Below are 11,098 nucleotides of genomic sequence, written 5' to 3'. Positions count from 1 at the left end.
AGTACTAACCGGCGCAGCCCGGCGACTCCGGTTGTCAGCAGCCCGATTGCAGGGCCGCGCGCGCGTATCCGACCGTCTGATAGCCGAATTCGTACACCCACCGGTACCAGGCGATATGTTCCGGACTCTCGATCATCACCAGGTTGCCGTCGAAGCACTGCTCCAGGATGTACCGCGCCCGCGAGATGTGCGGGCGGAAGGTCACCACGATCACCGTCTGCCAGCCGTGCTCGGCGGCGAGTTTGCGCAGTTGGCGCGCTTCGCCTTTGGTGGTCGGCGGGTCCGGGACGAAGCACTCGAGTTCGAACCCCCGCTGTGGCGTCCGGCAGACGTCGGTGAGCCAGTCGTCGCGGGTGCCGTACGGATTCGAGATCACCACGGTCGGAGCCCAGCCCGCGCCCCCGAGCGAAAGACCGTACGGATACCGGTGGAATCCCTCTCCGCCCAGGACGAATATCGCGTCCGCATGCCGCAGCCGATCGATCTGCGGCACCGCGTAGACCGGAATCCCGGCCCCCGCCAGCGCCGCGACGAGGACGCAGACAACCGGCAGCACCCACCGGAGCCGGCGTGCCCGCCGGGTCCTCGCGGTGGGGCGGCGCGGCCCCCGCCGCGCCGGTGCCGCGGCGGTGCCCTCGTCCTGAGCGGTCATGCGGGGCCGGTGTCCCTCATTTCGGTCCGGATTCGTCGGCGACAGTCTACGTTTCCTTCTCGACGCACCCGGTCGGCGACGGTGCGCCGAGCAGGTGGACGGCCCGCCGAAAAGGCGGCACGACGGTGGGTTCTTCGTAACACCGGGGTATGGAGTTGCGAAATCCCGGGTGACTCCATCGGTGGTCATCGGCGATCCCTGGGGCCCAGTCGTTTTCGTCTCGTTCTACCTCTTCAGGCCGCAGGCCGGGGATTGCGCAGCGAACCTTCGATGGGACGCACCAAATATGTTGCCATGCAGAAGTATTCAGGATCTACAGAGAATCTCCGGGCTGCGGGTGGATCATGGACCTGCAGCCGGTGAAACCGATAATATTCGGCGCGGGCATCCAACGGGGGAGCGTCGGCGACTTGGCAATTCGGCGTGGGGATGGAGCGCAGATGGCCTTCCAAATTGATCGGATTCGGATCCGGGGGTCCGCGCCCGAGTGGCGTTCCGAACGCGAGCGATGGCAGGCCGAATACGGTCGCCGGGTCCGGGCGGGTGAGGCGCTCGTGCTACTCGTCGCCGTCGGCGCGGCGCAGCTCATCCGTTTCGGCGGAATCGAGAACGCGCAGCTGACGGCGTGGTCGGGCAATGCCAGCATCGGCTACTCGATCATCTCGATCCTGTTGGCGCTGACCTGGTTCGGCTTCCTGGTGGCCGGAAACACCGGCGCGGCGGGCGGGCTCGGCACCGGGCTCGAAGAGTACCGCCAGGTCACCTCGGCCACGCTGCGGCTGTTCGGCCTGATCGCCATCGCCTCGCTGCTGTTCCGATTGGACTTCGCGCGCGGGTATCTGGCGATCGCGCTGCCGGTCGGCCTGTTCGGCCTGCTCGGCAATCGGGTGGTGTGGCGGCGCTACGCCGCGGCGCAGCGCCGAAAGGGCCGCTGCCGCACCGCGGTTCTGGTGGTCGGCGGTCCGGACGCCGCCCGCGAGATGATGACCTGTTTCGCCCGCGACCCCGCCGTCGGATATTCGGTGGTCGGCGTGTACAGCCCGTACGGCAAGGAACACGAGGGCGAGACCGAACTCGCGGACGTGCCCATCGTCGCCGGGTGGGCGATGACCGTGCTGGACGCGGTGCGCGAGACGGGCGCCGACATCGTGGCGATCTCCGCGACCGAACATCTGGGCACCCGCGGCATCAATGACCTGGTGTGGCAGCTGGCGCCGCTGGGCGTGGACGTGGTGGTGACGCCGGGCCTGGTCGATGTGGCCGATCAGCGCATGTCGATCCGCCCGATCGGCAATCTGCCGCTGCTGCACATCGCCAAGCCGCAGTACGGCCGGTCGCGGTCCTTCGGCCGCGCGGTCTTCGACCTCACCTTCGCCTCGCTCGCCCTGCTGCTCGTCTCGCCGGTGATGGTGGCCGCGGCGGTGGCGATCAAACTCGACAGCCGCGGCCCGGTCTTCTATCGCTCCGAGCGGATCGGGCTGGACGGGGTGCCGTTCCGGATGATCAAGTTCCGCAGCATGTTCCCGGACGCCGACCAGCGTCGCGCCGCGCTCATGTCGGCCAACGAGGGCGCCGGTCCGCTGTTCAAGATCCGCGAGGATCCGCGGGTGACCTCCGTCGGGCGCATTCTGCGGCGCTACAGCCTCGACGAACTACCCCAGTTCATCAATGTGATTCGACGCGAGATGAGCGTGGTCGGCCCGCGCCCGCCGCTGCCCGGCGAGGTCGAGCGCTACGACGGCAAGGTGCGGCGGCGGCTGCTGGTCAAGCCCGGGGTGACCGGACTGTGGCAGGTGTCGGGCCGTTCGGATCTGTCCTGGGACGAGTCGGTCCGGCTCGATCTCTCGTACGTCGAAAACTGGTCGATGGTGCAGGACCTGCTGATCATCGCGAAGACGATCACCGCGGTGACCCGTAGTGACGGTGCCTACTGATGGAGGAACACAGCATGACCCAGACCGTTGCCGAGCCGACTGCGGGATTGCGGGTGGGCGATCTCGTCGAGGTCCGCAGCGCGGCCGAGATCCTCGCCACCCTCGACGAGCACGGCGAGCTCGACAATCTGCCGTTCATGCCCGAAATGCTGGAGTTCTGCGGCAAACAGCTGACCGTCCACAAGGTCGCCAACAAGGTGTGCGATCCCTACGGCCGCACCGGCATGCATCGGATGACCGAGACGGTGCACCTCACCGGGGCGCGCTGCGCGGGCAGCTCACACGGCGGCTGTCAGACCGCGTGCAGCCTGTACTGGAAACAAGCGTGGCTCAAGCGCGTCGAGCCCGGCACGCCCCCGGGTTCGAGTTCGGGGGCACCGACCCCGGCCGACGGCACCCGCATCGATCTGGAGTTGCTCGAGATCAATACGCGCAAGCCACCGCTCGAGAGCGGCCGGGAGCGCTACTCCTGCCAGTCGACCGAGATGATGCGCGCGGCCCCGGCCTGCCTGCCGTTCCGCGATGTGCGGCAGTACGTCGAGGACGTCCAGGTCGGCAATGCGACCGTGCGTGCGTCCCTGCTGGCCTTCTTCTTCGTGATGTTCAACCGGCTACAGGCCCTGAGCAAGCGGCTGCTGCCCGCCGCGATGCTGTTCCGCGGCGGCTCGGAGTGGGGTTTCGTGCGCGGCCGCGCGGTCGGGAAAACCCCGGTGGCACACCTGGATCTGCAACCCGGCGAGCTGGTGCGCATCAAGTCCAAGGAACAGATCGAACTCACCCTCAACGAGCACCGGCTCAATCGGGGCATGGGGTTCGAGGAGGAGGCGGCCCGGTTCTGCGGGCGCACCGCGCGGGTGAAGGCGCGCATCACCCGATGCCTCGACGAGACCACCGGTGAGCTGGTGGTCATGAAAACCCCGGCGATCGTGCTCGAGGACGTGGTCTGCGAGGGCGTCTACCACGCCAACTGCCCCCGCGAATACGTCTCGTTCTGGCGCGAAATCTGGTTCGAGCGGGTCTGATTCTCCAGCACAGTTGGGAGGGAACTCACGTGCATCACTCACACACACTCGTCAGCATCGGGCTGCCGGTTCGCAATGGGGCGGATCGGATTCCGGCCGTCGTGGAATCCGTGCTCGGCCAGGACTGCCAGAATCTGGAGCTGGTGATCTCCGACAACGCGTCGACCGACGCCACCGCGGAGGTCTGCCGCGAGCTCGCGGCCGGCGACAGCCGGATCGTCTACCACCGCAACCCGGTCAATGTCGGCATCCTCGGCAACTTCGTGGGCGCACTGGAACTCGCGAACGGCACCTACTTCCGGTGGATCGGCGACGACGACTGGCTGGAGCCGAAATATCTGTCGCGGTGTCTCGAGGTCTTCAAAGCCGACCCCGAATTGCTGCTGGTGACAACCCAGTTGGACTATGTGGGCCCCGAGGGCGCGCACCAGAGCGCGGTCTACGACGGCACGGCGCTGGGCTCGGCGGATCCCGCGGTCCGGTTCACCGAGATGCTGCGGCTGCTCAACGAGAGCTTCCTGCTGATCGATCCGCTGTACGCGGTGGTCCGCCGCGAGCCGGTGCGCCACATAGTGCGCCGCAATATGCTGCGCGAGGACGAGGTGTTCGCCGGGAAACTGGCCCTGGCCGGTCGGTGGGGGCACGTGCCCGAGGTGCTCGGCGGCCGGCACTGGCAGCACGATCGGCAGTCGGTCATGGCGCGCAAGCTCGATGTGCCGGGCTGGCAGGCGCACCTGTCCACCACGCTGCAATGCCGCGAATGGCTGCGCTGGATAGCCGAATCCGACCTCACCCCGGCGCAGCGACGGCAGGCCCGGCGCGCGGTCGCGGAGCTGTATGCCAAACGGCAGCGGATCACCGCGGCGCGTGGCGTGCGCAAGCTGTCCGGATACCTCGGTTCGAACCCGGCGACCAGCGGGTAGCGCGGTGGGCCGGGTCCTACCGCCCGTGACCTCCGCGAATCGGTCGACGCGCCGATGGGTGTCCGGGCCGCTAATGTCGGACGATGTGTCAGGTAGAACGGTCCGGGTCGTGATTCTGGGGATCAACTATGCCCCCGAGCCGACCGGGATCGCGCCCTACACAACGGGTCTCGCGGTGGGCTTGGCCGCGCGCGGCCACCAGGTGCGGGTGCTCACCGGCGTCACGCACTATCCGGCGTGGCGGCGCGATGGCGAGCGCACGCCCTTCCGCGCCGACACCGGCGCGGCCGGGGTGCGGCTGCGCCGGCTCAACCATCACGTGCCCCGGGACGGTCGTGGATTCGGCCGGGCCGCAATGGAACTCACCTTTGGCCTGCAAGCGGTGACGAGCCGGTGGCAGCGGCCGGAGGTGGTCGTGTGCATCACCCCGCCGCTGCTGTCCGCCACCATGGCGGTCGCCCGGGCGCGGCTGACGCCCCGCGCTCCGGCGGTCGGGGTGCTCGTGCACGACCTGTACAGCCGCGGGGTGGTGGAGACCGGGGCGCTGCCCCGGCCCGCCGCGCGTGCCATGCGCGCGCTGGAGTCCGCCGCCTTCCGTCATGCCGACGGTGTCGCGGTCATTCACGACGGCCTGCGCGCGGATCTGGTGCGCGAGTTGGGCGTCGAGCGCGAGCGGATCCGGGTGATCCGGAACTGGAATCACGTGTCCGCGCCGGATCCGGGTGCCAGCGCGGCCTTCCGGGCGGCGCGCGGGTGGTCCGACGAGGAGATCGTCGTGCTGCACGCGGGCAATATGGGGACCAAACAGGGCCTGGAGAACGTCGTGGCCGCGGCCGAACTGGCGGCGCGGGAAGGGCTTCCGGTCCGATTCGTGCTGCTCGGCGACGGCAATCAGCGGCGGCGGATCGAAGCCGCGGGCGCGGGGCTGCCGACCCTCGAGATCCTGCCGCCGGTGAGCGAGGCGGAATTCCCGTCCGCGCTCGGGGCGGCGGACGTGCTGCTGGTCAACGAGCTGCCCGGGGTGGCGCAGATGGCCGTGCCCAGCAAGCTGACCTCGTATTTCACCTCTGGCAAGCCGATTCTGGCGGCCGCCGAGGCGGCCGGGTACACCGCGCAGGAGATGACGGCCTCGGGCGCGGGCGTCCTGGTGCCCGCGGGCCGGCCGGATCTGCTGCTCTCCGAGGCGGTCCGGATCGGCGCCGATCCGGAGCTGGGGGCCGAGTTCGGCGCCGCGGGGAGGCGGTACGCGGCGGCGCTGTTGCATGCCGACGCCGCGCTGGACGGCTACGAGGAGTGGATAATCGAGTTGGCTCGCGCACGGGGGAAGGCGGTCCGATGGCCAAACGCGCATTGATCACCGGAATAACGGGACAGGACGGCTCGTACCTGGCCGAGTTGCTGCTCGGCAAGGGATACGAGGTGCACGGCATCATCCGCCGTGCGTCGACCTTCAATACCAGGCGGATCGACCATCTCTACGTCGATCCGCACGACCCGGATGCGCGCCTGTTCACGCATTACGGCGAACTGAACGACAGCGCCCGGCTCGCCTCGCTGATCCGGCGGATCGAGCCGGACGAGATCTATCATCTGGCCGCGCAGTCGCACGTCCGGGTCAGCTTCGACGAGCCCGAATATACCTCGGAGACAACCGGTCTGGGCACCATCCGGATCCTGGAGGCGATTCGGCAGCTGGGGCTGGACTGCCGGTTCTACCAGGCGTCGAGCTCGGAGATGTTCGGCTCCTCACCGCCGCCGCAGCACGAGCGCACGCCGCTGCACCCGCGCTCGCCCTACGGCACCGCGAAGATGTTCGCCTACTGGTCGACCCGCAACTACCGCGAGGCGTACGGTCTCTACGCGGTCAACGGCATTCTGTTCAACCACGAATCACCGCGCCGCGGCGAGACCTTCGTGACCCGCAAGATCACCCGTGCGGTGGCGCGCATTGCCGCGGGGCTCGACGAGCATCTGTGGATGGGCAATGTCGATTCGGTCCGGGATTGGGGGTACGCGCCGGAGTACGTCGAGGGCATGTGGCGGATGTTGCAGGTCGACGAGCCGGACGACTATGTGCTGGCGACCGGCGCGGGGTATTCCGTGCGGGAGTTCCTGGAGCTGGCCTTCGATCACGCCGGGCTCGACTGGGAGCGTCATGTCCGGTTCGATGATCGGTATCTGCGGCCCGCGGAGGTGGACGCCATGATCGGCGACGCCTCCAAGGCGACGGCGGCATTCGGGTGGGATCCGCAGGTGCGGGCACCGGAATTGGCTCGGCTCATGGTCGATGCCGATGTCGAGCTGCTCAAAGCCGAATCGCAGGTGTGGATCGATCGGCCGAATCTCACCGCCTGGCGTCAGCCGCACTAGGTCCGGCGTCAGCCGCGATAGTTCTCCTGGTTGTCCAGGAACCATTCGTAGGTCGACTTCAGCCCGTCGGCCAGGCCGATGGCCGGCGGGCCCCAGCCCAGGCCGGTGAGCCGCGAGACGTCCAGCAGCTTTCGGTACGTACCGTCCGGTTGCGAAGTGTCCCAGCGGATCTCACCGCGATAGCCGACGATGTCGGCGATGGTCGTCGCCAGCTCGGCCACCGTCGTCTCCTGCCCGGTGCCGACATTGACCGGGCTCTCGCCGTCGTAGTGCTCGAGCAGGAACAGGCAGGCGTCGGCCAGATCGCCGGCGTGGATGAACTCCCGCAACGGTTTTCCGGTGCCCCAGCACTCGACGTAGGGCGCGTCGTCGCGGGCGACCTCGTGGAAGCGGCGCAGCAGTCCCGGCACCACGTGGCTGCCGGAGCGGTGGAAATTGTCGCCGGGGCCGTAGACATTGGTCGGCAGCGCGCTGATGTAGGGCAGGCCGTACTGTCGGCGAATCGCCGTGACCTGGGTGATTCCAGCCAGTTTCGCGACGGCGTAGCCCTCGTTCGTGGTTCCGAGCGGACCGGTGAACAGCGCGTCCTCGCGAATCGGCACGGCGGCGGCGCGCGGGTAGATGCAGCTCGATCCGAGGAACAGGAACCGTTCCACCCCGGAGGCGACCGCGGCATCGAGCAGGTTGACCTGAATGCGAAGGTGGTCGGAAATGAACTCCGCCGGTCGGCTCGCGTTGGCCACGATGCCGCCCACCCGTGCCGCGGCATCGATCACCACGTGTGGCCTTGTCGCGGTGAAGAATTCGGCGGTCGCGGCGGCATCGCGCAGGTCCAGCTCGGACGAGTCGCGCCCGATCAGATCGGTGAATCCCGCGGCGCGCAACCGCCGCCACAGCGCCGATCCGACCAGTCCGCGATGCCCCGCGACGTATACCCGCGAGTCGCGGGACAGGGGGCCGCCGTTCGACCGCATGGTTTCCCCACTGTTCGCTTGCATAGGTGCCATTGTGGCAGAGCGGCGGGTAACGATCCGGGATGCGAAGGCGGCCTGGATCGATATACTCGCTGTCGTACGGTCAGGCCGAAAACTCTTGGAAGGCAATCGGTCAGATGAACGAATGCTCGGCGCTCTGGCCGCGGATGCTCGTCGGACACGTACCCGTCGACCTGCTCGATCGTGACGCGGCACTGGAGTTGATCTTCGCGGCGCTCTCGCACGCCGATCCCATCGCCGTGGCCTCGGCCAATCTGGATCACATCCACCACTTCGCCGGCGATGCCGCGTGGGACGAGCGGCTACCCGTGGCCGCATCCGACGGCGGGCTGCGCTGGCTCACCCTGCTCGACGGCATGCCCCTGGTCCGGACCGCCAATGCCCGCAGCGGACGCAGCTGGCCGAAATTGTCGGGCAGCGACCTCATTACGCCCATTCTCGAGCGCGCGGCCCAGACGCGGGCGCGGGTGGGATTTCTCGGCGGCACCGCCGAAACCCACGAGCTATTGCTCCCGGCGCTGGCCGAGCTGCACCCGCAACTGATCGTCGCGGGCACCTGGGCGCCCGAGCGCGCCGAGCTCACCGATCGCCGTGCCTCGGAAGCGATTGCCGCGCGGATCGCCGCCGCCGAGACCGACATTCTCGTGGTCGGGCTCGGCAAGCCCCGCCAGGAGCGGTGGATCGCGGAGTACGGGACGTTGACCAACGCCCGCGCGCTGCTCGCCTTCGGCGCCGTCGTCGATTTCCTCGCGGGCCGGGTCGCCCGGGTGCCGGAACGAGTCGGCAATGCGGGCGGCGAATGGGCGTGGCGGCTCATGCTGGAGCCGCGGCGGCTGGCCCGGCGCTATCTCGTCCAGGGACCGCCCGCCCTGGTGCGATTGAAGCGTTCGGCCGTGGTGCTAGAGGCCGCGCCGGCGTCGGCATGATCCGGGACGAGAGGGCATGATCCGGGACGGGGCGGCGGTTTCCGTGCGTGCGACGGGTCGTTCGTACCTGCCGGCCGCGGGCGCGTTCGGCCTGGTGCTGGCGCTCGCCGCGGTCATCGCCGCCACCGGGGTGGTGGTCACCGCCGGTGGCAACGATCAGCGGGCCTTTCACTGGCCGTCGGTGGAACAGCTCCGGACCTCGTGTCCGCACCTCGATCTCGTCGGCCTGAATACCGCGACCGGGCCGCTGTATCACCTTGTGGTGGCGGCGATCTCGGGTCCGCTCGGGCTCGGCGAGCACGGCACCCAGGTCGTCGGGGCGTTGTTCGCGGGATGTCTCGCCGCGCTCGCGGTGCGGCACGCGCGGGCGCTGCCGTCGTGGTGGTCGCGCGGGCTCGCCGTCGCGCCGCTGCTGCTGTCGGCGTACTTCTGGCAGTCGGCGCTGTGGATGCTCACCGATGACGCGGCGCTGGTGTTCGCGATGGCGGCGATGATGCTGATGCTCGCGGTCCCGGCGGGCCCGGGGCGCAATGCGATCGGCGCGCTGGTGGCGATCGGGGTGCTCGTCGCCGCGGCGATCGCGACGCGCCAGACCTTCGTGTGGCTGCTGGCACCGGCCGCCCTGTCGGTCGTGGATCCGGCGCGCCCGCTGCACTATCCGCGTTCGACGCTGCGTGATGCCGCCTTGGTCCTCGGTCCCGGCATCGCGGTGCTGGCCGGTCTGATCGCGTTGTGGGGTGGGTTGACCCCGCCCGCCATGCGCCAGTTCAATGCCGCGAATCCGAGCTGGACGGCCATCGCGTTCACCTTCGCGGTCGCCGCGATCTTCGCCGTGCCGGTGCTGGCGGCGACGGCGCAGGTCGCCGTGGTCCGGACGCATCTGGTGCCGGAGCTCGTCACGGGACTGGTGGTCGCCGCCCCGGCCGTCGTCTTCCGCAGCGCGGCAACGAAATTCCCCGACGACTCGCGGCGCGGCGGTGTGCTGTGGACGCTCGTCGGCAAGCTTCCGGTGCTGGACGGCCGTTCGCCGGTGCTCGCCGTGCTCGCCTTCGTCGGCGGATTCGCGTGCGCGGCCTTGTTTTTCGTGCTGGAGCGGCGGACCGCCCTGCTCATGGCGGGTGCGCTGGTCGCACTGGCGGTGGTCACCGCGCCGGGCTCGCAGCTCTACCAGAAATATGCCGAGCTACCGATCGCCATGCTGGCCGTGCTGGTGATAGTCGAGATCGGGCGGACCCGGATTTTGCCGCGGACCTGGCCATTGGCCGGGTTGGCCGCGTTCCAGCTCATCGCGACCGCGGGCATTGTCGGTGTCCCGGTCGTCCGGGCCCTGGGTGGCTGAGTGCGTATCAATCGAGTCGCGGCGATCCTGTCCGTCCCGCTGTCCATCGCGCTGGTGGCCATCGGCTGCACCGGGCCCGATGACCGCAACCCCAGTATCTGCACCGCCACCAACATGACCGCCGCCACCTGCACCCCGCCCCCGGCGGCGGCCGCGCCGGGCAAGCAGTGGAAGCTGATCTTCGAGCAGCAGTTCGACGGATCCGACTACGACCACTCGAAGCTGACGCCCTGCTTCGACTGGAACTACGGCGGCTGCACCAGCAGCTTCAACTCCGGCCGCGAGACCTACCGGCCCGAACAGGTCCGGGTCGGCGGCGGAGTCGCGAAACTCGTTGCCGAGCCGCTGGATCCGCCGTCGCCGGATCCGTCGTGCTTCCAGCAGCTCTGCACCTACAAGAGCGGGCTGCTCTCGACCGCGCGGGCCGACGCCCGTACCGACAAATACCTGTTCTCCTTCACCTACGGCTACACCGAGGCGCGCGTCAAATTCCCGGCGGTGCAGGGCTTCTTCACCGCGTTCTGGATGCTGCCGACCAACCCGAAGTACGAGTACCGCAGCGAGATCGACATCGTCGAGGTGCTCGGCGGCCATCCCGAGAACATCTACATGACCTACGCCTACGGCGGACGTCAGCAGGCGTACCGCGTCAACAACACCCCGGGCGGCAACGGAGCCTGCCCGGTGCGTGACTATTCGCAGGACTGGGTGCGATTCGGCGTCGATTGGGAACCCGACCACATCGCCTGGTACATCAACGGTGTCCGCTGCGGCGAGTTCGCCGATGCCAAGGCGATCGAGAACGGTCCGATGCAGCTGATTCTGAACATGACCGTCGACAACGACTGGGAGCGCAACGAGGGTTCGATGCTGGCGAACCCGAAACAGAGCGCCGAGCTCGATGTCGACTATCTGCGGGTCTATCAACAGAAGTAGC

Annotated in this window: 10 protein-coding genes; 8 read left to right on the top strand and 2 right to left on the bottom strand. The window is 68.7% G+C overall.

The genetic code is table 11. The features are described 5' to 3' along the window. Positions 1–34 precede the first annotated feature (34 nt). A complete protein-coding gene (locus NS2_RS25635; RefSeq protein WP_106852370.1) occupies positions 35–652 on the bottom strand; it encodes a YdcF family protein in 618 nt (205 codons plus the stop codon). A gap of 440 nt (positions 653–1,092) precedes the next feature. Here NS2_RS25635 and NS2_RS25630 point away from each other — a divergent pair, with 440 nt between their 5' ends. The 5 genes from NS2_RS25630 to gmd all read left to right on the top strand — a co-directional run bounded on the left by NS2_RS25630 (position 1,093) and on the right by gmd (position 6,901). Next, on the top strand, positions 1,093–2,586 hold the full coding sequence (locus NS2_RS25630; protein WP_033087387.1) for a sugar transferase: 1,494 nt from the start codon (positions 1,093–1,095) through the stop codon (positions 2,584–2,586). A 14-nt stretch (positions 2,587–2,600) separates the two neighbouring features. Then, positions 2,601–3,608, top strand: coding sequence for a hypothetical protein (locus NS2_RS25625; RefSeq protein WP_033087405.1), 1,008 nt, complete (start codon positions 2,601–2,603; stop codon positions 3,606–3,608). A gap of 29 nt (positions 3,609–3,637) precedes the next feature. Next, on the top strand, positions 3,638–4,531 hold the full coding sequence (locus NS2_RS25620) for a glycosyltransferase family 2 protein (RefSeq protein WP_033087386.1): 894 nt from the start codon (positions 3,638–3,640) through the stop codon (positions 4,529–4,531). A gap of 109 nt (positions 4,532–4,640) precedes the next feature. Further along, positions 4,641–5,885: a glycosyltransferase family 4 protein gene (locus NS2_RS25615; RefSeq protein ID WP_228102491.1), complete on the top strand. Its 1,245-nt coding sequence runs from the start codon at positions 4,641–4,643 to the stop codon at positions 5,883–5,885. Continuing rightward, the gene (gene gmd, locus NS2_RS25610; protein ID WP_033087384.1) at positions 5,867–6,901 is read left to right on the top strand and encodes a GDP-mannose 4,6-dehydratase; all 1,035 of its coding nucleotides are present in this window, start codon (positions 5,867–5,869) and stop codon (positions 6,899–6,901) included. The genes NS2_RS25615 and gmd overlap by 19 nt, the downstream gene beginning before the upstream one ends. A gap of 8 nt (positions 6,902–6,909) precedes the next feature. Here the strand turns inward: gmd and NS2_RS25605 are convergent, their stop codons facing one another. Next, entirely contained in the window at positions 6,910–7,899 is a 990-nt protein-coding gene (locus NS2_RS25605; protein ID WP_045437031.1) for a GDP-L-fucose synthase family protein, read from the bottom strand. A 113-nt stretch (positions 7,900–8,012) separates the two neighbouring features. On the opposite strand from NS2_RS25605, the gene NS2_RS25600 reads away from it, so the two are divergent. The 3 genes from NS2_RS25600 to NS2_RS25590 are packed head-to-tail and all read left to right on the top strand — an operon-like array spanning position 8,013 to position 11,097. After that, positions 8,013–8,822 (top strand): WecB/TagA/CpsF family glycosyltransferase, encoded by an 810-nt coding sequence (locus NS2_RS25600; RefSeq protein WP_033087383.1) that lies wholly within the window; start codon positions 8,013–8,015, stop codon positions 8,820–8,822. Positions 8,823–8,838: 16 nt separating this feature from the next. Then, complete coding sequence (locus NS2_RS25595) at positions 8,839–10,161, top strand: hypothetical protein (protein WP_033087382.1); 1,323 nt, start codon at positions 8,839–8,841, stop codon at positions 10,159–10,161. Further along, positions 10,162–11,097: a glycoside hydrolase family 16 protein gene (locus NS2_RS25590; RefSeq protein WP_033087381.1), complete on the top strand. Its 936-nt coding sequence runs from the start codon at positions 10,162–10,164 to the stop codon at positions 11,095–11,097. Position 11,098 lies beyond the last annotated feature (1 nt).

Origin of the sequence: Nocardia seriolae NBRC 15557, from assembly GCF_007990715.1 — a bacterium.
In the GTDB taxonomy this organism is placed as follows: Bacteria; Actinomycetota; Actinomycetes; order Mycobacteriales; family Mycobacteriaceae; genus Nocardia; species Nocardia seriolae.
The sequence above is the reverse complement of the archived record's forward strand: the minus strand, read 5'-3'. Positions and strand labels throughout refer to the sequence as shown.